Raw genomic sequence first — 21,243 nt, 5'->3', positions numbered from 1 at the left:
ACACGAAAAGCGTGCCGCAGCAGAACGACATTATTGCGCCGGCCGGCGGCAAGCGGCAACCGTCAGGGACGCGGCCGGACCCGGCGCGCCAGCGAAAACAGTTGCAGCCCGTAGCGCTCCGACAGGAAACCCCATAGGCCCTGGGGCGAGATCAGCATGACGGCGATCGAGAACGCGCCGAGGATGAGCAGATAAAGACTGCCAAGGTCCGACAGCGTCTGACGGAACAGGAAAAAGATGATCGCGCCGAGGATCGGCCCTTCCAGCCGGCCGATGCCGCCGATCACCGTGATGAAGATGACCACCGCGGTCCAGTCGTTGACGCTGAAGGCGGTGTCCGGAGAAATGCGGATCTTCTGCAGAAAGATCAGACCACCGACCATCGTGGTGCCGCAGGCGGTCGCGACATAGACGAGCAGCCGGGTGCGCGCGACATCGACGCCGCAGGAGCGCGCCGCCAGCTCGTTGTCGCGGATCGCCGTGAGCGCCAGACCGTAACGCGACCGCAGCAGCCACACGCAGGCACCGACGATGACGGCGACCAGCAGCAGCATCGCGCCGTACATCATGACTTCCCTCGCCTGCCGCCCCGGCGCCATCGCGATAATGATGGAGGCGGGCATGCTCGTACCCGAGCCGCCGCCGAGCGCGGAAATCTGCGACGCCAGCAGGCGGAACACCTCCGCGATCACCCAGGTGCCGATCGCGAAGTAATGGCCGCGCAAGCGGAACAGCAGGCCGGCGACCGGGATCGACAGCACCGCCGCGATCAGGCCCGCCAGCGGCACGGCGAGGATGGGATGGACGCCGCCATAAATGGCAAGGCCGAAGATCAGGTAGCCGCCGAGGCCGACATAGGCCTGCTGGCCGACCGAGATCATGCCGGCATAGCCGGCCAGTAAATTCCACAGCGTCGCCAGCGCGACATAAGCGAAGATTTCGGACAGCAGCCGCATGTCGGAGCGGTCACCCCACAGCGGCACGCTGGCGAGCACCAGCAGGAGCACGAGCCAGCCGGCGGTTCCGATCCGGCTGGTGCGCGTGGCGTGTTCGACGCGGAAGGCGGTATCGGTCATCCGAACACCTTCGGGAACAGGCCCTGCGGGCGCAGCAGCAGGATGATCAGAAACGCGAAGTGGCCGGCGAGCAGCTGCCAGCCGGGATCGATATGCGCGCCGATGGCCTGCGCGACGCCGAGGATGATGCCGCCTGCGAGCGTGCCCCACAGGCTGCCGAGGCCGCCGATGATGACCGCCTCGAAACCGAACAGCAGCCGCGCCGGGCCGATCGACGGATCGAAATTGGCGCGCACCGCGAAGAACACGCCGGCGACGGCGACGACGCAAAGTGAAATCGTCATCGCCCAGGCGAAGACCTTGCGGTTATCGAGGCCCATGAGTTGCGCCACGGTCGGGTCGTCCGACGTGGCGCGGAACGCCCGGCCGAGCGCGGTGCGGTAAAACACGAGATGCAGGCCGGCGATGACCGCAACCGCGACGACGAACTGCAGCAGCGGCAAGACGCCGATCCACAAGCCCTCCGCCAGTCTGATCGTCGCCACCTCGATGGGGCCTGCCGACAGCTTGTGACTGTCGGCGGTGAAAATCTCCAGCAGGCCGTTCTGAATGATGATCGACAGGCCGAAAGTGACCAGCAGCGACGGCAGCAAATCCTTGCCAAGCGTGGCGTTGAGCAGCCCGCGCTGCAGCGCGTAGCCGATGACGCCCATCAGCGGGACGACGATGACGAGAGACATCAGCGGGCCAAGACCAAGCGCGTCGGTCACGACCAGCGACAGATAAGCGGCCAGCACGATGAAATCGCCATGCGCGATGTTGATGAGGCGCATGACGCCGAAAATCAGCGCGAGGCCGGCGGCGAACATCGCATAGAGCCCGCCGACCAGAACGCCCTGAACGAGAATGTTAAGCAGCTCCATGTCAGGCCGCTCCATGGGCGCTGCGCGCACCGAAATAGGCCGCCGCGATGCGCTCGCGCGTCAGCGACGCCGAGCGGCCTTCGAGCACGACACGGCCTTCCTGCAGGCAATAGACCTGCTGCGCGGCGGCAAGCGCCTGCACGATGTCCTGTTCGACGATCATCAGCGCCATGCCGCTCGCGGTGATATCGGGCAGCCGGGCGTAGATCTCGCGCACCACCGCGGGCGCAAGGCCGAGGCTGATCTCGTCGCACAAGAGCAGCACCGGATTCGACATCAGCGCGCGGCCGATCGCGACCATCTGCTGCTGGCCGCCGGACAATGACGGCGCCGCGAAGTTGCGGCGCTCGCGGAGGATGGGAAACAGCTCGAACACACGCTCCAGCGACCACGGCCCCGGCCGGCCGAGCTGACCGCCGATCAGCAGGTTTTCTTCGACCGTCAACGAGCCGAACAGCCGGCGGCCCTCCGGCACCAGCGCCACGCCACGCCCGACCATCTCGTAGGCCGGCACGTCGCCGACCGCCGCACCGTCGAACAGGATCGCGTCGTGGCGCGTGCGGATCAGCCCGGCGATGCATTTCATCAGGGTGCTCTTGCCGGCGCCGTTCGCACCGATCACGGAGACCACCTGCCCGGCCTCGACCCGCATCGACACGCCGAACAGGGCCTGGAAATCGCCGTAGCGCGCATCGAGCGCGCGGATATCGAGCAGCGGCTCAGCCATCGGCGGGAATCCCCATGTAGATTTCCTGCACCGACGGCTGATGGATGACCTCCTCCGGCATGCCATTGGCGATCAATGCGCCGCCATGCAGCACCACAAGCCGGTCGACCACCGACACCAGCGCATGCACGATGTGCTCGATCCAGATGATCGACACGCCGGACCTGCGCACATCCTTGATGAGATCGACCAGCACCGCGCATTCCTGATCGGTCAGCCCGCCGGCAACCTCGTCGAGCAGCAGCACCCGCGGCTGCGTCGCCAGCGCCCGCGCAAGCTCGAGACGCTTGCGGTCGAGCAGCGTCAGCGCACCGGCGGGGCGGTTGACCTTGTCGACGAGCCCGCAGGTCCGCACCAGTTCGAAGCATCGCTCGTAGACGCCGTGTTCGCTCTGCCCGCTGCCGAAGGCCGCCGCCACGACCAGATTCTCGAACACGCTCATGCCGTCGAACGGCTGCGGCACCTGGAACGACCGCGCGATGCCGAGACGACAGCGCCGCTCCGGCTTGAGCGACGTGATGTCCTGACCGTCGAACAGCACGCGGCCGGCGTCGGGCGAAAGCGTGCCGGTCGCGATCCCGAACAGCGTCGTCTTGCCGGCGCCGTTCGGCCCGATCAGGCCCAGCGCCTCGCCTTGCGCCAACGCGAGGTCGATGCCCTCGGCAATGACGACCGCCCCGAACCGCTTCGCGATGTTTTCAAACGCCAGAATCGGGGACATGAGGCGGCCGGTTACTTCGTCCTCTTGGCTGCGTGATAGCTGAACTCGCCGGGGTCGCTGAGATCCGGAACCTTCCAGCCCTCGAGGCCGTATTCGGCCATGCAGGATTCGGCAAAGCCCTTGAGACGGTCCGCCGTGCCGGAGGCCTGCGCGCCGAACAGCGAATAGCGGCGGATTTCCTCGGTCGAGCCGCCATAGTTCACTTCGTAAAGCTCGTGGCGGCCGCCGAATTCGCTTCCGATCGCGTCCCACAACAGCTTGAGCAGCTTGACGCGGTCTTCCGCCCCGTAGCCGCCGGAGCCGCGCAGATAGCGGTCGAGATAGGGACGGATATCCTCGTTGGCGAAATCGCGTGCGTGGCTGTTGAGATAGATGAGGCCGGAGGCGACGGTCTGCTCGATCAGATGCTTGATGCGCGTGTAGGCCATCGTCGCGATGATCTGATAGGCGCTGCCGGGGTCCATGTTCGGCAGCACATAGTCGCCGATCCACGGTTTGGGATCGCGCACCATCGCATCCGACAGGCCCCAGAACAGGTTTCGCCAGGCGATCACCTCGCCGACATTGGCCTGGACGCCGCGATAGTCCTTCGTGCCGGCGGCCTCGGTCGCCTTCAGCAGCAGCCCGCAGATGAAGTCGAGCTTGACGGCAAGCCGCGTGCAGCCGTGCACGACGAAGCGCGGCAGGAAGCCAGTGCGCGGAAAGAAGTTATTGGCCTTCTCGATGTCGTTGTAGACGAACACGTCCTCCCACGGCACCAGCACCTTGTCCATGATGAAGACGGCGTCGTTCTCGTCGAGCCGGCTCGATAGCGGATAATCGAACGGGCTGCCCATCACCGTCGAGGTCATTTCATAGGACGTCCGGCAGATGAACTTCACGCCCGGCGCGTTGGTCGGCACCATGAAGACGACGGCGAATTTCTTGTCCTGCACCGGGATCAGGCCGTGGTGCGCGACGAAGGTAAAGTTGGTGAGCACCGAGCCGGTCGCGACCACCTTGGCGCCGGAGACGACGATGCCGGCGTCGGTCTCCTTCTCGATATGCACGCAGATATCGCTCACCTCGTTCGGCGGCTTGTCGCGGTCGACCGGCGGATGAATGATCGCGTGATTGATGAAGGGCACGCGTTCCTGGCTGAACCTGTACCAACGGCGCGCATTCTCCTCATACGGCGCATAGAACTCCGCATTGGCGCCGAGCGTCGCCAGAAACGCCGCCTTGTAGTCCGGCGCGCGGCCCATCCAGCCATAGGTGATCTTCGCCCATTCCGCGATGGCGTGGCGCCCGGCCAGCAGATCGTCCCGGTTTTTCGGCGCCTTGAAGAACGGATGGGTGACGCCGCCATTGCCGGTGTCGGTCGGCACCGCGATGCCGCGTTTCGGATCGTTCAGCGCGTCGTAAAGCCGCGCCACCATGCGCGCGGTGTTGCGAAACGCCGGATGCGTCGTGACGTCCTTGACGCGCTCGCCGTAGATGTAGACCTCGCGGTCGTCGCGCAGCGACTCGATGTATTCCTTGCCGGTCTGCGGCCGCGTGACTTTCTCGCCTGATTTGGACATCGCTCCGCCTCTCCCATGACGCCAATCGACTAGCGGTCATGCCGCGGCGCGGCTGGTGAGCCGGCCGCGGCGATGCGGTGTTACGCGAGCGGCTGCAGCTTGCCGCCGACCGGGATCGCCGGCGCGGTCTTGTTCTGCGTGATGACCAGCTCGAACTTGCCGTCTTTGCGCTGCCACTGGCCGCTGACGAGCGGAGTCTTGGTGACGTTCTTCACCGGCTGGCCGGTCCACTTCACCGCACCGACGATCGACTGGTAGTCGGTCGCGGCGATGGCTGCGAGAACCGCCTTGGGATCGGTCGGGTTCTTGGCCCGCTTGAGAACGTCGATCGCGACCTCGAACAGCGCGTGCTGGAAGCCGATCGGCTGCGTCCACGGCCGGTTGGTCGCCTTGGTGTAGGCGTCGGCGAGGTCCTTGCAGCTTTGCCCGGTCAGCCCCGACTTGAACGGGTGGTTGGGCGACCACCAGATCTCGCTCGACAGGCCGTTGCCGCGCGCGCCGAGCGCATCGACGGCGGACGGGAACAAGAGCGCCTTGCCGATGGTGACGATCTTCGGCTTGAAGTTCTGCTGCGCCGCCTGCGACCAGAATGTGGCGAAATCCGGCGGGATCATCACGCCGGTGACGATCTCGGCCCCCGCCGCCTTGAAGGCGGAAATCTGCGAGGTGAAATCGTTGTTCATCGGCTGATAGCGGCCGGGATCGATCAGCTTGTAGCCGGCCTTGGTGTAGGCCGGCGGCACGCCGCGCTGCGCGTCGCCCCAGGCATTGCCATCGGCGTCGTTCGGGAACAGGCCGCCGATCACCTTGTTGGTCGGCACCGTCTCCCACAGCGCGAGGAAGGCAGCGATGACATCTTCGAGGCCCCAGAAGAAGTGATAGGTCCAGGTGAAGCCCTTCTTCGGATCGCCGTTGCGGCCGAAGAAGTACGGCTGCCAGGGGCAATTGGTGGTGATGCACGGCACTTCGTTGACCTCGGCCTGATCCGCCACCGGATTGGTGGTGTCCGGCGTGCCCGAACCGATCAGCAGATGCACCTTGTCGGACAGGATCAGCTCCGCCGCCACTTCCGAAGCGCGGCTGGCGGTCGACTGGGAATCCTTGGCGATGATCTCGACCTTGAAGGTCTTGCCGCCGCTGCTCAGTCCCTTGCCGACGATCTGGCGCACCTGATCGACGATGAACCCGTCGGCTTCGCCGAAGCCGGCAAGCGGGCCGGTCCGCGGGCTGACGAGACCGATCTTGACGACGCCCGACTGCGCCTGCGCCGGCAGCACCCCGAGCACGGCGGGTGCGGCGATAGCGCCGAGCCCGGTCTTGACCAACGTTCGACGCGTGATCGACTTTCCGTCCGTCATCGCACTTCCCTCCCTTTGCCGCGCCGTTTTATGTGTCCGAGAGGCGCGCCTTTTTCAGGTGTTGAACCACTTTCGATCGCAGTTCCGCTTGCTGGTCCGGACTCCAGGCCCGAAATCCCTCGCCGGTCTTGAATCCAAGTCTGCCGTCTTTCACCAGCTTTTCCAAATAGGGTGACGCCGCGGGCCGCGCCTCGATCGCCGGCAATACGGTGTTGTGGATCGCCAATGTGAGATCGGTCCCGACCAGGTCGGCGTTTTCCAGGGGGCCGAGCACGGCGAGCCGGCGGCCGAACGACGCCTTGATGACGTCATCGACGGTCTTAGCGTCGCAAATGCCGTTCTCGACCAGCGAGACGGCCTCGCGCCACAGCGCATGCTGCAGCCGGTTGCCGATGAAGCCCGGCACGTCCTTTTTCACATGCGCAGGTTTCTTTCCGGCATCGGCATGGAGTTTCATCGTCGCGTCGATGACCGCCGGCGACGTCCATTGCGTCTCGATCACCTCGACCAGCGGAATGAGATAAGGCGGGTTCCACCAATGGGTGCCGACCGCGCGCTCACGGTGCCGGAGGCCCTGCATGATTTCGGTGATCGGCATCACCGAGGTGTTGCTGGCGAGGATGGTGTCGGACCGGACGTTCTTTTCGATCTCCGCGAAGGTTCTCTGCTTCAGCGGCATGTCCTCGAGGATCGCCTCGACGACGTAGTCGGCATCGCGGACGCAGGCGGCGAGATCGCTCACAGGCTTGATGCGCTCGACCGCCCTGGCGTCCTCGTCCAGGTCACGAAGATTCGCGGACACGCGGCTCAAGGCGCTGTCGAGCGTCGGCGCGTGAGCGTCGGTGATGGTGACGTCGTGGCCGGCCAGAGCAAAGACCTGCGCGATGCCGTGGCCCATCAGGCCGGCGCCGATGACGGCAATGCGCATCTTGCTCATGCCCTACCCCGCCGTGTAGCCGCCGTCCGCGTAGAGAATATGCCCGGTATAGAAATCCGAGGCCTTGGACGCGAGGAACAGCAGCGGTCCGGCGAGATCCGACGGCTCGCCGAGGCGGCCCTTCGGCACGCGCGACAGGAAGCCCTTGCGCACGGTCTGCGCCCGCTCGGTGTCCTCGTACATCCACGCCGTCAGCGGCGAGCGGAACACGGTCGGCCCCAGCGCGTTGACGGTGATGCCGGTCTCGCCCCATTCGCAGCCCAGCGCCTTGGTAATGCCGTCGACCGCGGACTTCGACGCGCAGTAAGCGGAATAGCCTGCGGGATGACCGAGCAGCCCGCGCGCCGACGAGGTGAGGATCACCTTGCCACCCCGGCCCTGCTTGAGCATCTGCCGGCCGGCGGCGCGCGCCATCAGCCACGACTGGCTGACGTTGGCATCCATCACGTCGAGGAAGTCCTCGACCTTCTGATCGACGATCTTCGACACTTTGTTGAGCCCGGACGCGACGACGAGAATGTCGACGCCGCCGAACTTGTCGACCGCCGTCTGCACGATCTTGTCGCAGTTTGCTTCGGACGACGGGCGCAGCGCGATGACCGCCGCCTTGCCGCCGAGCGCCTCGCATTCGGCAGCGACCTTCTTGAGTTCGTCTTCCTTGCTCGCGGCAAGGACCACGTTGGCGCCAGCCCCGGCCAGCACCTTGGCCGACAGCGCACCGAACGCACCGGAGGCGCCGGTAACGATCGCTACCTTGCCTTTGACGTCGAACAGCGAAACGGGATTCTTCAAGAAGTCGTCTGACATGCCCTCACCCTCACGCTTTCCTCAACCTGCGCCCGGTTTAGCCCGGGTCGATTATGCGGCGGCGGCGCGATGCGCCGCACGCCGTTATTTCACCGGCGCGACCGCGACCAGGATCGTGCAGACCTCATTGCCGCGGTTGACGATCTCGCGCGTCTCGTTCGGCGCGATGACGCAGGAGTCGTTCTTGCGCAGCACGGTTTCCTTGCCGTTGATGATGACGGTGAGTTCCCCGGCCAGCACGAAATAGACTTTCTCCGGCGGCGAGGCGTCAGGCCCCGCACCGCCGCCCGGCAAGAAGTGCGACAGGCCGACGACGACCGTCTGGGTGCCGCCGGCTTCCGCGCCGAACAGCCGCAGCGCGGTGCAGCCGCGATGATTGGGCGCTTCGTAGGGCTTGGCGTCTGCGAGATGTTTGACCTGCATCAGAACTTCTCCCCGCGCTCGATCCGGTACTTGCCGTTCGGGTCCATCATCGCGACGAGGCGGATGATGCAGCCGTCGCCGCGATCCCAGTTCCACGGGAAGAAGGCGAAGGTGCAGCGCCGCCCGGTGACCTTGTCGAGATCGCCGCCGACATTCTCGATGCCGAGGATGCCGTTGGTGAACAGGATGCGATGGACCGGCTCCCATTCCGGGAAGTCGTCCTTCCAGTCGCGGCCGCCCGACCACTCGTAATATTCCTTCTCGAGATGCGGGTGCAGCGGGCCGTTGCGCTGCGGGCCGATCGCGGTGGCGAGCGGATGATCGTTGGCCTGGGTGTCGTGGCCCACGACCTTGACCTTCTTCTCGACGAACCATTCGCCGGCCGACTTCACGAAGCCGGGCGCGCGGCAGAAATAATCCTCACTGTCCTCGTATTTCTTGTGCCAGCCGGTATTGACGATGACGACGTCGCGCGGACGGACGATCTTGCCGGCGGCCTTTTCGAGATCGTCATAGGTGATCGGCTCCCACATTTTCTTTGGGATCGACACCACGATGCCGCTGCCGAAGAAGTGCGGCAACGGAACCTCGTCGATGAAGGGCGTGCCCTGCACCACATGCGCCGGGGCGTCGATGTGCGTCGTGTTGTGCATCGAGGTGGTGATGCGCTGCGACAGCACGCCCGACTTCGCCATGTAGTGGATGCGCTCGATCTTGACGTCTTCGAAGTAGGGCCAGTTCGGCGACTGGTACCCGAACCGGTGCGACAGGTTGTAGAACTTCAACCCCATCGCGTTGCGAAGGTTTTCCTCGAATGTGATGCCGCGGATTTTCTGTGCCATCTGCGCCTCCCGGTCGCGGCCCTGTCACCGGCCGCTTGTATCAAAATGTGGGACACTTGTATCGTTTTACGGTTGTCCCACGTCAAAAGACGCGGCGTCAAGCGCCGCCCTTCCCGTCCCGATCCGCTTTCGAACGTCCGTCGTAACCCTGGCCGCGGCTGGGGCTTTAGGCCGCAGCCGCGGTCGCCTGACTTTCCAGCGCGAGCTTGGTGCGCAGCAACAGCTTTGCAATCGTATCCTTGCGCAGCTTGAAACGCTGCGCCGGCACCGGCACCGAAATCGCGACGTGATTGCCGAACGGGTCGCGCAGCGCCACGCCGACCGCGCAAATTCCCGGCGTATGTTCTTCCAGATCGTAAGCGACGCCCGCGCTGCGGACGGTCTTCAATTCCTTGAGCAAATCCGCCAGCGCAACGATGGTTCGCGGCGTACGCCTTTCAAACTTGCGGCCGATCAGCTGCTCGACGGCGCGCTCGCCGAGTTGCGCGAGATAGGCCTTGCCGTTGGCGGTGCAGTAGAGCGGGAACGACTCGCCGACCGCGGAGACCGCGCGCAACCGCTGCGGCCCGACGGCCTGATCGATGAACAACAGATGATCGCCCTTGATGACGGCGAGATCGACGGTTTCCTGCAACTCCTCGGACAGCCGCGCAAGATGCGGTCGCGCGATCGCGACGAAGTCGGTCGATACCGATGTCGCCAGCCGTGTGATGGTCGGCCCGAGCCGGACGCGCCCGGTCGGCGACGCCGCGATCAGGAATTTTTCCGCCGCGAGCGCCGCCACGATGCGCTGCACGGTCGATCGCGCGAGGCCGACGCGCGATGCGATCTCGCCGAGGCTCAAGCCGAGCGGCTGGTCTTCCAGCGCGCGCAGGATGGCGCTGGCGCGCGCGATGACCTGAATCTGGCTTTTGTCGCCGCGTCCTGCTCCGCTCCGGCGTTTCGCGGCTGCGCGTCGTTTCTGCGGCATGTCCTGACGGCTTTCCGGTCCGATGAGCGATGCGGCGTCCAGATTACGGTACGGACGATCCGAAACGCAAACTTGTTGGCCTCTCCGCCTGTTGGTACAGTCTTGCCAACTAACGATACAGCAACGGCCCTGACCTTTCCGCGGCACAATCTCCGCGGCAGGCCGCGCCGAAGGGGGAGCGTTCGACATGGTCCATCGAAAAATCGCACTGGAAGAGCATGTTCTCACCCCCGGCCTGATCGACGACTGGCGGCCGACCATGAGTTCGGTCGCTCCCGAGCTTGCCGAACGCTTCTTCCGCAACCTCACCGACTTCGGCGATCTGCGCCTCGAGGCGATGGACCGGGGCGGCATCGTGCGCGCCGTGCTCTCGGCGGCCGGTCCCGGCGTGCAGGCCGAGCGCGACACCGCCGCCGCGACCCGCAAGGCCAGGGATTCCAACGATTTCCTGGCCAAGGAAATCCAGAAACGGCCGGACCGCTATTCGGGCTTCGCGCATCTGGCGATGCAGGACCCCAAAGCGGCGGCCGACGAGTTGGAACGCTGCCTGCGCGACCTGAAATTCTGCGGCGCCATGATCAACGGCCATACCCACGGCCGCTATCTCGACGATCCCGTGTACAACCCGTTCTGGGAACGCGCCGACGCGCTGGGCGCGCTCATTTATATTCATCCCGCAGATCCGGTCGCGCCGCTGCCGGTGCTCGCCGGCTATCCGGTGCTGGCCCGCCCGATGTGGGGCTGGGGCGTTGAAACCGGCTCCCATGCGCTGCGCCTCATCGTCGGCGGGCATTTCGAGAAATTTCCGCGCGCGCAGCTCGCGCTCGGTCATCTCGGCGAGACGCTGCCTTATCTGCTGTGGCGGTTCGACAGCCGCGCGGAATTCCAGGGCCTCAAGCTGCCGAAGCGGCCATCGGACTACATCCGGCAGAACGTGGTGGTCACGACCTCCGGCATGTGCGACGGCCCGCCGCTGCGCTGCGCGGTCGAGGCGCTCGGCCGCGATCGGGTGATGTTCGCCGCCGACCATCCCTTCGAGGATGCCGGCGAAGCCGGGCACTTCATGGACAGCGTGGAGATCGCGGACGACGTGCGCGCCGATATCTGTTTCAACAACGCCGAACGTATCCTCGGCCTGAAAAACCGGTAGACTGCCCGGCAATAGCAGGCGGGCTCGCCCGGCACGGTCCATGAAAGTCCTCGTTCTCGACTCCAATCCCGGCGTTCATGTCAGCATTCCCGCGGTGCAGCGGGAATTTCCGGACGTGGCGTTTTTCGAACCGGAAACCGAGGATGCCGCGCTCGCGGTCTGCGCGGACTGCGACGTCCTCGTGACAATGGCGCAACTGCCGACCGAACGGCTGATCCAGGCGATGCCGAAACTCGGCCTGATCTTCTCGCTGACGACCGGCGTCGATCATCTGTGGACCCTCAAGTCGCTGTCGCCGAAGGTGCGCATCACCAATGCGCGCGGCATCCACGGCCCGCAGATGGCGGAGCTCACCTTCCTCTACATGCTCAGCCTCGGCCGCAACGCCAAGAAGATCGAGCGCAACCAGCGCAGCAAGGTGTGGGAACGCTGGCCGCAGCCCCTGCTCTATGGCAAGACGGCCGTGCTGGTCGGCCTCGGCGCGATCGCCGAAGCGCTCGCCGCGCGATGCAAGGCGTTCGGGATGACCGTGATCGGCGTCAGCGACGCGCGCAGCGAATTTCCGCATTGCGACCGGATCGTCCGCCGTACCGCGCTGAAGGAGGCCGCGGCGCAGGCCGATTTCGTCGTCATTCTGGTTCCGCTCGATGACAAGAGCCGGGGCATGATCGACGCCGGCGTGTTCGCCGCGATGAAGCCGACGGCCTATCTCGTCAACATCGCGCGCGGACCCATCGTGGACGAGGCCGCGCTGATCGCCGCGCTGAAAAACAAGACCATCGCCGGCGCCGGGCTCGACGTCTTCACGCACGAGCCGCTGACGCCGGACAGTCCGCTCTGGGGCATGGACAACGTGATGGTGACGCCACGGATCGGCGGCATGAGCGACCGCTATGCCGCGCAGATCTTCCCTCTGATCGTCCACAATCTGCGGGCCTGGATGACCGGCGAGCCCGACAGCATGCGCAACATCGTGCGCTGAAACCGTCCGATTTAGCGGTAATCCGCCGCGGCGAGATGCAGCCGCAACAGCTCCGGGATCGTCGCCGGATCGCGCCGGCCGAAGCCGCACTCCGTTCCGACCGAAAATGACGGCGCGTGTTTCGTCGCCGTATCCATGCGCCGGCGCATGCCTTCAACGCCGTCGGTGTAGTGGACGAGACCGAGCACCAGTTCGGTTTCCGGCTTGAGCTTGAGGCCCCGCAACGGCGCGAAATAGGCATCGTCGTTGCGGTCGCGCGGCACCGGCATGTGGATCAGGTCGATCGTGCGCGTCACCTTGCCGGCGAGCGCATTGGCGACGGCGACCATGTCGCCCGTGTCGGTTGGCTCAATGGCATGCTTGTGGTTGGCGTCGCCGTAGCAGAAGTGGAATTGCAGCTTGACGTCCGGCGGCACCCGGTTCGCGAGCTTCGCGACAATGGCGGCAAAAGCCTCCGTCATTTCCGCCTTGGTGCGACCGTAAAGCGAGGGCTCGCCGCGCTCCAGCCGCGCGAACACCGCCGAGGCGATATCGAACTGGATCGCCAGATCGTTGTGCGGGATGGCTTCGAGGATCGTCTTCAGCTCGCGCGCCACCGCCGCGTTGTAGACGTCGTCGAGCAGCACCTGCTCCTTCTCGACAATGAACAGCCACAGCACCGAATGCGCCGGGACGAGATCGACCTGGAACCTCGTGCCGGCGGCGATCTTTCCCGCGTCGCGCAGCCGCTTGAACTCCGCATAGGACTTCAGCGCATGGTCGGCATAGCCGAGATTGCCGAAAACGACATCCCGCGGCGTCTTGCCGGCGCGGAGGCGATAGCGCTGGCGCTGCTTCATGCCGCCGTGAACGGCGAACATTTCGCCGGACGGCTCCAGCGCCGGGTTGTCGCGAAACAGCGTCTCCAGATGTGTGATCCAGTCGCTGCGCTCGCCGACCTCGCCGTCCGGGATTTGCCGGATACGGCTGCCGAAGGCGGCACTCACGGTCTCGAACACCTCGGCGACGCTGCCGAGCGGAACGCTGCCGACAAGATATACGTTGCGACCGGTCACGGACGCCTCCTTCTCGCGATAGGTTTAATTGTCAGGCGTTCGCGGCGCACACCGCGGCGTGGATGCTCAACAGCGAGCGCACGATCTCTTCCGAGCGCGCCCGCGCCATGCCGCATTCGGTGGCGACGCCGAAGTCGCTCACGTAGCGCTGGGCGGCGGCGATGCGCGCCTTGGTCCCCTCGACGCCGTCCTTCGCATGCACCACGCCGAGATAAAGCTGGGTGCCCGCCGGCAGCTTCAGGTTCGCGAACGGACGGTAGAACGCATCGTCCGACCGCTCGATCGGCACCGGCATGTGGATATAGGCAAGCTTGTGCGTCGCCGTGCGCGCCAGCTCGTTGGCGAACTCCACCATCTTCGTCGCATCCTTCGGTTCGACAAAGTGACGCCCGGCAAAGTCGCCGTAGCAGAGATGGATGCCGACCTCGACATCGGCCGGAATGCCGGCACAAAGCCGCCGCTGACGCTCAAGCAGTTCCTCGTGAGGCTGGTTGGCGTGCGGCACTGCGCCGGTTTGCTGTCCGTCCCAGGCGATCATCTCGTTGCAGATGTCCCACTGGATGCAGAGATCCTTATGCGGGATATGGCGGCAGAGCGCGGCAACTTCCGCGATCATCGCCTTCTCATAAGCGGCTTCAACCGCCGGCAGCGCATCGGCGGTAACGACGGAACTCACCACCGCGAAGGGCGTCGGCAGCGACACCTGAAACCGCACATGTTTCGGCAGCTGGCCCTTCTCACGGGCGGCGACGAAATCCAGATAGGAGGCGCGCGCCTCGCGCATGTAACCCAGCTCGCCGAACCGGATATCGGCGGGCGCGACGCCCTCCGCGAGCGTCAGCAACTGAAAGCGGTTGGTCGGTCGCACCGCGCCGGACGGGTCGGGGCGCAGGAAGGTGCTGGCGCGCAGCAGCGGATATTGCCAGCTGATCCACAGCTTGCGGCCGCCGACCTCGCCGTCCGGAACGCGCCGCAGATAAGGCCCGAGAACGTCGCCCGCCGTGCGAAAGACATCTTCGACCGTGTCGAGGCCGATGCTGCCCACAAGATGAACGGACGACGGCTGCTTGATCGTGGTCATGTGTGTCTGCTCCCCGCGTGTCGTGCGACGGTGACAGAGCGCACGCTGCGCGGTCAAATAAGGAATGTTCGATTCGCTATAACCCTCACGGATCGAATGCCCACGCGCCGCACGCTAGTCGATGCCGCGCGCGACCTCCCGTAACACGTCGACAAACCGCTCCGCGAGCGGCGACAGCGTGCGATCGCTCAGGCGCATCACGCCGATGGTGCGGTTCGCCGAGATATTGCGCAGCTTGATGCCGTGCAGAAAGCCGGCTTCGGCTTCAAGCGCGAAGGCATGCAGCGGCATGATGCCGATGCAGCCAGCGTACTGGATCATGCTCTTGAGCGACATCATCGATCCCGCAGTCCAATGGCTCTCCGGGAAGGTGATGCCGGCGTTGAGAAAGATCGCATCGACCTGCTGCCGGAAGATGCTGCCCCGCGGCGGAAACACCCATTGTTCCGCGACCAGCTGACTGAGCGACGCCGTGCGCAGCTTCGCCAGCGGACTTTGGGCGCTGACGGCCGCCGCGATAGGAAGCTGGATCAGCATCTCCTGGACGACACCGGGATATTTCATGCCGGGACCGCTGACGCTCAACATCAGATCGATCTCGCCGGTGTGCAGCTTGTCGATCATCTCGTCGTCGTCGCCTTCGACGACCGAAATCGACATCCGGCCGTGACCGGCGGCAAGTTTCCCGATCGCCGTCGGCACCAGCCGCACGAGCGTTGCGGGAGTGCCGCCGATCACCAGCGGCCCCTCGTCGCCATGCCGGCGATGCTCGACCTCCTCGCGGGCGCGGTCGATCATCGCGTCCATCGCGCGGGCATAGCGCAGCAGGATGGCGCCGTAGTCGTTGAGCGTCGCGCCGTGGCGGCCGCGTTCCATCACCGTGACGCCGAGCTGCTGCTCGAGCAGCGCGATCTTGTTGGAGAGCGCCGGCTGGGAAATGTTCTCGACCGCCGCCGCCTGACTGAACGATCCGTGCTCGGCGATCGACCGCAGATAGCGCAGCAGGCGGGGGTCGGGTTTCATAACCTGATATTATATATCTGCCATATTCTATTATTGGACGCGAAGGGCCTCCCCTTGTCAATCTTTGCGCTACGATGCGTCGCGCAAGCGGCGCCGCCGTACCGTTTCGGCCGTTCGACCCACGGCCACAATAAAATGACGGGCGGCAAACCAGGGGAGGAATTCAATGCGTTTCTTCAAGTCACTGCTGTTGCTCGTGGCGTCGACGCTGCTCGTCAGCGGCGCCGCGGAGGCCGAGCCGATCAAGATCCGCAACGCCTATGTCGTCCCGGTCGCCAACTGGGCGCCGATCCTCGAAGCCAAGAAGGATCTCGCCAAGCACTGGGGCAAGTCCTACGTCATGGAAGCCGTGCGCTTCCAGGGCACGCCGCCGATGATCACCGCGATGGCCAACAACGAGGTCGAGATCGGCAATCTCGCCTATTCGAGCTTCGGCCTCGCCATCCAGAACGCCGGCCTCGAAGACCTGCGCGTCATCGCCGACGAATTCCAGGACGGCGCGCCGGGCCGCGCCACCAATCCCTACTTCGTCCGCAAGGACAGCGGCATCAACAAGGTTGAGGACCTCAAGGGCAAGGTGCTCGCGGTCAACGCGATCGGTTCCGGCATCGACATCGCCCTGCGGGCGATGCTCAAGAAGCACGGTCTGGTCGACAAGAAGGACTACACCGTCATCGAGGCACCGTTCCCGACGATGGCCGCGCTCCTGAAGGACAAGAAGGCCGACCTCGTCTCCGCGGTGCTGCCATTCACGTTCAATCCGATCTTCAAGGAGATCGGCAAGCCGCTGTTCACCTCGGCCGACGCGATGGGCCGCTCGCAGTTCATTTTCTGGGTGGCGCGCAAGTCGTTCATCGACAAGCACCGGGCCGCGATGGTCGACTTCATGGAAGACATGATCCGGATCGAGCGCTGGTATCTCGACCCGAAGAACCACGATGAGGTCGCCAAGATCGCGTCCGGCTTCCTGAAAGTTCCGCCGGAGCGGTTCGGCTGGCTGTTCACGAAACAGGACTACTATCGCGATCTCGACGGCAAGCCTGATCTCACAGCCTTGCAGAACAACGTCAACACGGTCGCCGATCTCGGAATCTTCAAGAAATTCGACGTCAAAAAGTATTCCGACCTGAGTATCGTTGAAGAAGCCGTCAAGCGCCTGAAGTAGCGCTTCTCAACCTGTTGCAATCACGACGGACACGGACCGGGCACCTCTGGCGCCCGGTCCTGCCTTCACTACCCGGAAGACAGCCGTGACGGCGAACGCACAAATCGTTATCGACCAGGTCAGCCATCGCTACCGGCCGCCGACCGGCCGCGAAGTGCTGGCGCTGGAGAATGTCTCGCTCAGCGTCCAGAACCGCGAGTTCCTCGCGTTGTTGGGCCCTTCGGGCTGCGGCAAATCCACGCTGCTCTACATGATCGGCGGATTCCTGCCGACGGTGACCGGCGGCATCCGGATCGACGGCAAGCCGGTCGCCGGCCCCGGACCGGACCGCGGCGTGGTGTTCCAGCACTTCGCGCTGTTTCCGTGGAAGACCGTGAAGGCCAACGTGCTGTACGGCCTCGAGCGCATGCCGCTACCGCAGGACGAGCGCGAGAAGCGGGCGCAGACGTTTATCGAGATGGTCGGCCTCGCCGGTTTCGAAGACAGCTATCCCTCGCAATTGTCCGGTGGCATGAAGCAGCGCGCGGCGATCGCCCGCACGTTGGCGTTCGATCCGCAAATCCTGCTGATGGACGAGCCGTTCGGCGCGCTCGACGCGCAGACCCGCGGCCTGATGCAGGCGGAGTTGCTGAATATCTGGCGGCGCACGCCGAAGACCGTCATCTTCGTCACCCATGACGTGCAGGAAGCCGTCTTCCTCGCCGAGCGCGTCGCCGTGATGTCGGCCCGCCCCGGCCAGATCAAGGCGGTGATCGACACCAAGTTCGACAAGACCGATCCGCATGTCTTCAAGTCGAAGACGTTCGTGGACAAGGTCGACGAAATCTGGGGGCTGGTCCGCGACGAGGCGATCAAGGCCCAGGCGAGCCGCGCCAAATGAAAGCGATCCTGATCCGCTACTCGCCCCTGCTGATCCTGGCGATCGCCTGGCAACTGATCTCGCAATTCGAACTCGTCTCCTCAACCGCGCTGCCGCCACTGACGAAAGTCGCCGAGGCGTGGTACAGCCTCCTGACCTCCGGCGAACTGCTGAAAAACGCCGTGTCGTCGCTCTATCGCGGCGGCGTCGGGCTCGCGCTCGCGATCATCGTCGGCGCCGCGCTCGGTATCGCGATGGCCTGGTGGCGCCCCGTCAATGTCGCACTGGGGCCGCTGGTCGAAGCCTTTTATCCAATGCCGAAATCGGCGCTGATCCCGGTCACCGTCATCTGGCTCGGCTTCGGCGACGGCTCGAAAATCCTGCTGATCTTCCTCGGCTGCATGCTGCCGGTGACGATCGGCGCGTTCAACGGAGCGCGCTCCAGCGAGCAAGTGCTGGTCTGGTCGGCGCGCAGCATGGGCGCAAGCCGCCTGCGCATGCTGTGGGATGTCGTGGTGCCGAGCGCCCTGCCCGACCTGCTCAACGGCATCCGCACCGCGCTGGCGCTCGCCTTCATCCTCATGGTGACGTCCGAATTGATCGTCGCGCGCGAAGGGCTCGGCAACCTGATCGGCTATCTCGGGGCCAACGGGTCTTACGACGCGATGTATGGCGTCGTGCTGACGGTCGCCTTCCTCGGCTTTGCCGCCGACCGCATCTATCAGATGTTCATGCACCGCATGCTGGCGTGGCGGGACACGGGGGTCGCATGAGCGCAGCCGCCGCATCCGACACCGGCGCCGACCGCGCCCTTCGCAATGCCGGCTGGGCGCTCGCACATTTTGCGAGCATCACCGTGCTGCTGATCGCGTGGGAGCTGTTCGCCCGCTCCGGCTCCGTCACGATGTTCGTGCTGCCGCCGTTCAGCGCGGTCGCGGAACGGATATGGGCTGACGCCAGCGACGGCAGCCTCTGGATCAACATCGGCGTCACGCTGTACCGGACCTTCGCCGGCTTCCTGCTCGCCTGCGTGATCGGAATCGGCCTCGGCATCGCGATGGCACGCACCGCGCTGGCGCGCTGGTTTTTCGATCCGATCATCTCGGTCGGCTTCCCGATGCCCAAGGTGGTGTTCCTGCCAGTCATCATCCTGTGGCTCGGTGTCTTCGATACCTCCAAAATCGTGATGGTGACGCTCGAAGCAATTTTCCCTATCGTCACCGCGACGGTGCTCGGCATTCAGGGCGTCGGCCACGAACTGATCTGGTCGGCGCGTAACATGGGCGCCAAGGATCGCGAATTGCTGTGGCAGGTGCTGCTGCCGGCGGCGCTGCCGCAGATCATGACCGGAATTCAGGTCGCGCTGCCGATCGCGCTGATCGTGGCGGTGTTCACCGAAATGGCGATGGGCGGCTTCGGCGTCGGCGGCAACATGATGCACGCCTCGCGCTTTGCCGATTCCCGCGGCGTGTTCGCGGGCATCGTCGAAATCGCGATCGTCGGTTATTGCCTGGTCAAAGGCCTCGCAATCCTGCGCCGGCGGCTGCTGCTCTGGCATCAGGAAGCCGTGGCGCCGAGCACCGTCTGACAAGACCACCGATTGGACCGGAGAAGACAAATGGTTGCGCCGAGCGATCGCATCCTCACCCGCATTTCCGACGCGGAATTGCAGCGCCGCTGGGACGCCGTGCGGCGCGCGATGCAGGAACGCAAGATCGACGCGCTCGTGCTGCAATCGCAAAGCGATTGGGTCAGCGGCTATGCCAAGTGGTTCACCGACATTCCGGCGACCAACGGCTATCCGCGCACGGTGATCTTCTATGCCGACGGACCGATGACCGTCATCGAGATGGGCCCGACGGGCGCCGGGCGCGACCTGAAAGGCGACGATGCGCTGCATCGCGGCGTCGGCGAATTCCTGCAAACCCCGTCGTTCTTCTCCATCGTCTATACCCACGAATACGATGCCGAGCTTGCCGTTACTTCGTTGAAGCGCCACCGGCACGATACTGTCGGTTTCGTCGGTCAGGGCGCGCTGCCGCACGGCCTCGTCGCGCGGCTCAAATCCGACCTGCCGAACACGTCGTTCGTCGACGGCACGGACCTCGTCGACACCATCAAGGCGATCAAGAGCGAGGAGGAAATCGGGCTGATCCGCCGCTGCGCGCGGATGCAGGACCAGATCTTCGCCGCCGTTCTGAAAAACATCCGCCCCGGCCTGCGCGACATCGACGTGACCGCGCTGGCGCTGGCGGAAGGCCAGCGCCTCGGCAGCGAGCAAGGCATCTATCTCGGCGGCTCCTCCCCCGTCGGCGTGCGCTCGCCCTTCGTGCCGCGCTTCATGCAGGGACGCACGCTGCAGCAGGGCGACCACCTGTCGCTGCTGATCGAGGTGAACGGCCCCGGCGGCATGTATACCGAGATCGCCCGCACCATCGTGCTCGGCAAGGCCTCCAACGAACTCAAGGATGGCTTCGAGGCCGTCCGCGAGGCGCAGGATTACACGCTCAGCCTCATCAAGCCCGGCGCGAAGCCGCGCGACATCCACCTCGCCCACAATGCCTATATGGAGCAGCGCAAGCTGCCGCCCGAGTTGCGGCTCTACGCCCACGGACAGGGCTATGACATGGTGGAGCGTCCACTGATCCGGATCGACGAAACCATGCCGCTCGCCGCCGGCATGAATCTCGCCGTCCATCCCGGCTACGAGACGGCCTCGATCTTCGCTGTCATCTGCGACAACTACATGATCGAGGCGAACGGCCCCAGCGCCTGCCTGCACGCGACCGAGAAAAAGGTGTTCGAGATCTAGCTATTCAGAAATGATGCAAGCCGAGCGCGGAAAAGGCACCGTCCGGGACATCCGGCTGATCGTGCGCCTGACCGAGAAATCCGAGATGCAAAGGCTGCAATACGTCCGACACAGGCATCAGCAAACTGGTGTCCGGCTCAGTGACTGGCGCAGCCTCCGCGGGCGTGTCAAAGACCGCTGAGATCAGGGCATCGGCTGCGGCAGCCGGTACCGCCAACGCGCCTTGCGCCAGAGTAGTCGCAGACTCAAGAACGCCGTGCAAGGCAGGGCTCCGGGCCAAAGACGCAGTCATCGCAGAAATGCTGTCGCCAAGTTCGGCATAGATGTGAGACACGTCGGTCTGTAGGCTCTCGCCTATTTCCGCATGCAAGGCTGGCTGCCACCCGGGCGCGCTATCCTGCGCCGACTCCAGACCGGAAGGCCGCGGCGCGTCGTCGTGCGTTACCGACGTCGACTCGGGCGCCCGCGAGATTGTTGCGAAATCCGGCGGCTCGGAGCTGGTCGGCATGTCTTCCACGCGGGCGGCCGGCGCATCGGTAGCGGTATCGGCCGCTTGATCATTCGCAACCGGCGCGACTTCGCCTCGATCGTCGTGAACGGCCGCACCCGCCATGTCGTCGACAGCCGGCATCAGCGACGCCGAAGCCGGAACCGACGGTGCGAGATCGGACAGGGTAGGTATGGCCCGGTGCTCATCGGCGGCGGCACCGCTGATCAGACCGAGCGTCATGGCTCCAGCCGCGGTGGTAAGCATCGCCGTGTCCGTGACAGGACTTTGATCGATGCGCGCCGTGTCGGCAGACCGGCTGAGGGGACGTTTACGGGCCATG

General features: G+C 65.0%; 22 protein-coding genes. 7 read left to right on the top strand and 15 right to left on the bottom strand.

Going from position 1 to position 21,243, the window contains the following annotated elements:
- Positions 1 to 62: 62 nt before the first annotated feature.
- The 11 genes from AB7F10_RS13195 to AB7F10_RS13145 form a co-directional block, all read right to left on the bottom strand.
- On the bottom strand, positions 63 to 1,076 hold the full coding sequence (locus AB7F10_RS13195; protein ID WP_428562331.1) for a branched-chain amino acid ABC transporter permease: 1,014 nt from the start codon (positions 1,074 to 1,076) through the stop codon (positions 63 to 65).
- Positions 1,073 to 1,939, bottom strand: coding sequence for a branched-chain amino acid ABC transporter permease (locus AB7F10_RS13190; protein WP_428562333.1), 867 nt, complete (start codon positions 1,937 to 1,939; stop codon positions 1,073 to 1,075). The genes AB7F10_RS13195 and AB7F10_RS13190 overlap by 4 nt, the downstream gene beginning before the upstream one ends.
- A gap of 1 nt (position 1,940) precedes the next feature.
- Complete coding sequence (locus AB7F10_RS13185; protein WP_428562335.1) at positions 1,941 to 2,666, bottom strand: ABC transporter ATP-binding protein; 726 nt, start codon at positions 2,664 to 2,666, stop codon at positions 1,941 to 1,943.
- A complete protein-coding gene (locus tag AB7F10_RS13180; protein ID WP_428562337.1) occupies positions 2,659 to 3,387 on the bottom strand; it encodes an ABC transporter ATP-binding protein in 729 nt (242 codons plus the stop codon). The genes AB7F10_RS13185 and AB7F10_RS13180 overlap by 8 nt, the downstream gene beginning before the upstream one ends.
- An 11-nt stretch (positions 3,388 to 3,398) precedes the next feature.
- Positions 3,399 to 4,949: a 4-hydroxyphenylacetate 3-hydroxylase N-terminal domain-containing protein gene (locus tag AB7F10_RS13175; protein ID WP_428562339.1), complete on the bottom strand. Its 1,551-nt coding sequence runs from the start codon at positions 4,947 to 4,949 to the stop codon at positions 3,399 to 3,401.
- 80 nt (positions 4,950 to 5,029) lie between these two features.
- Positions 5,030 to 6,307, bottom strand: a complete 1,278-nt coding sequence (locus tag AB7F10_RS13170; protein ID WP_428562341.1) for an ABC transporter substrate-binding protein — start codon at positions 6,305 to 6,307, stop codon at positions 5,030 to 5,032.
- A gap of 28 nt (positions 6,308 to 6,335) precedes the next feature.
- The gene (locus AB7F10_RS13165; protein WP_428562343.1) at positions 6,336 to 7,244 is read right to left on the bottom strand and encodes a 3-hydroxyacyl-CoA dehydrogenase family protein; all 909 of its coding nucleotides are present in this window, start codon (positions 7,242 to 7,244) and stop codon (positions 6,336 to 6,338) included.
- 3 nt (positions 7,245 to 7,247) lie between these two features.
- Positions 7,248 to 8,051, bottom strand: a complete 804-nt coding sequence (locus tag AB7F10_RS13160) for an SDR family NAD(P)-dependent oxidoreductase (protein ID WP_428562345.1) — start codon at positions 8,049 to 8,051, stop codon at positions 7,248 to 7,250.
- 84 nt (positions 8,052 to 8,135) lie between these two features.
- Positions 8,136 to 8,474, bottom strand: coding sequence for a cupin domain-containing protein (locus AB7F10_RS13155; RefSeq protein ID WP_428562347.1), 339 nt, complete (start codon positions 8,472 to 8,474; stop codon positions 8,136 to 8,138).
- Positions 8,474 to 9,316 carry a cyclase family protein gene (locus tag AB7F10_RS13150; protein WP_428562349.1) on the bottom strand — a complete coding sequence of 281 codons (843 nt, stop codon included), beginning with the start codon at positions 9,314 to 9,316 and terminating at the stop codon, positions 8,474 to 8,476. The genes AB7F10_RS13155 and AB7F10_RS13150 overlap by 1 nt, the downstream gene beginning before the upstream one ends.
- A gap of 166 nt (positions 9,317 to 9,482) precedes the next feature.
- The gene (locus AB7F10_RS13145; protein ID WP_428562351.1) at positions 9,483 to 10,286 is read right to left on the bottom strand and encodes an IclR family transcriptional regulator; all 804 of its coding nucleotides are present in this window, start codon (positions 10,284 to 10,286) and stop codon (positions 9,483 to 9,485) included.
- Between the two features lie 187 nt (positions 10,287 to 10,473).
- On the opposite strand from AB7F10_RS13145, the gene AB7F10_RS13140 reads away from it, so the two are divergent.
- Together AB7F10_RS13140 and AB7F10_RS13135 are read left to right on the top strand one after the other, a co-directional pair.
- Positions 10,474 to 11,436, top strand: a complete 963-nt coding sequence (locus AB7F10_RS13140; RefSeq protein WP_428562353.1) for an amidohydrolase family protein — start codon at positions 10,474 to 10,476, stop codon at positions 11,434 to 11,436.
- A gap of 40 nt (positions 11,437 to 11,476) precedes the next feature.
- Positions 11,477 to 12,418 (top strand): D-2-hydroxyacid dehydrogenase, encoded by a 942-nt coding sequence (locus AB7F10_RS13135; RefSeq protein ID WP_428562355.1) that lies wholly within the window; start codon positions 11,477 to 11,479, stop codon positions 12,416 to 12,418.
- 11 nt (positions 12,419 to 12,429) lie between these two features.
- Here the strand turns inward: AB7F10_RS13135 and AB7F10_RS13130 are convergent, their stop codons facing one another.
- The 3 genes from AB7F10_RS13130 to AB7F10_RS13120 all read right to left on the bottom strand — a co-directional run bounded on the left by AB7F10_RS13130 (position 12,430) and on the right by AB7F10_RS13120 (position 15,577).
- The gene (locus AB7F10_RS13130) at positions 12,430 to 13,473 is read right to left on the bottom strand and encodes a hypothetical protein (RefSeq protein ID WP_428562357.1); all 1,044 of its coding nucleotides are present in this window, start codon (positions 13,471 to 13,473) and stop codon (positions 12,430 to 12,432) included.
- A gap of 31 nt (positions 13,474 to 13,504) precedes the next feature.
- A complete protein-coding gene (locus tag AB7F10_RS13125) occupies positions 13,505 to 14,554 on the bottom strand; it encodes a hypothetical protein (RefSeq protein WP_428562359.1) in 1,050 nt (349 codons plus the stop codon).
- A gap of 114 nt (positions 14,555 to 14,668) precedes the next feature.
- Complete coding sequence (locus AB7F10_RS13120; RefSeq protein WP_428562361.1) at positions 14,669 to 15,577, bottom strand: LysR family transcriptional regulator; 909 nt, start codon at positions 15,575 to 15,577, stop codon at positions 14,669 to 14,671.
- Positions 15,578 to 15,743: 166 nt separating this feature from the next.
- On the opposite strand from AB7F10_RS13120, the gene AB7F10_RS13115 reads away from it, so the two are divergent.
- The 5 genes from AB7F10_RS13115 to AB7F10_RS13095 all read left to right on the top strand — a co-directional run bounded on the left by AB7F10_RS13115 (position 15,744) and on the right by AB7F10_RS13095 (position 20,413).
- Positions 15,744 to 16,742, top strand: coding sequence for an ABC transporter substrate-binding protein (locus AB7F10_RS13115; RefSeq protein WP_428562363.1), 999 nt, complete (start codon positions 15,744 to 15,746; stop codon positions 16,740 to 16,742).
- A gap of 85 nt (positions 16,743 to 16,827) precedes the next feature.
- The gene (locus tag AB7F10_RS13110) at positions 16,828 to 17,622 is read left to right on the top strand and encodes an ABC transporter ATP-binding protein (RefSeq protein ID WP_428562365.1); all 795 of its coding nucleotides are present in this window, start codon (positions 16,828 to 16,830) and stop codon (positions 17,620 to 17,622) included.
- Positions 17,619 to 18,374, top strand: a complete 756-nt coding sequence (locus AB7F10_RS13105) for an ABC transporter permease (protein WP_428562367.1) — start codon at positions 17,619 to 17,621, stop codon at positions 18,372 to 18,374. The genes AB7F10_RS13110 and AB7F10_RS13105 overlap by 4 nt, the downstream gene beginning before the upstream one ends.
- A complete protein-coding gene (locus AB7F10_RS13100; RefSeq protein WP_428562369.1) occupies positions 18,371 to 19,189 on the top strand; it encodes an ABC transporter permease in 819 nt (272 codons plus the stop codon). The genes AB7F10_RS13105 and AB7F10_RS13100 overlap by 4 nt, the downstream gene beginning before the upstream one ends.
- A 30-nt stretch (positions 19,190 to 19,219) precedes the next feature.
- Complete coding sequence (locus tag AB7F10_RS13095; protein ID WP_428562371.1) at positions 19,220 to 20,413, top strand: M24 family metallopeptidase; 1,194 nt, start codon at positions 19,220 to 19,222, stop codon at positions 20,411 to 20,413.
- A 4-nt stretch (positions 20,414 to 20,417) separates the two neighbouring features.
- Here the strand turns inward: AB7F10_RS13095 and AB7F10_RS13090 are convergent, their stop codons facing one another.
- Positions 20,418 to 21,242 (bottom strand): hypothetical protein, encoded by an 825-nt coding sequence (locus AB7F10_RS13090; RefSeq protein ID WP_428562373.1) that lies wholly within the window; start codon positions 21,240 to 21,242, stop codon positions 20,418 to 20,420.
- Position 21,243 lies beyond the last annotated feature (1 nt).

The organism is Pseudolabrys sp., assembly GCF_050250095.1.
GTDB lineage: Bacteria > Pseudomonadota > Alphaproteobacteria > Rhizobiales > Xanthobacteraceae > Pseudolabrys.
This window is presented reverse-complemented; position numbering and strand designations above follow the sequence as displayed.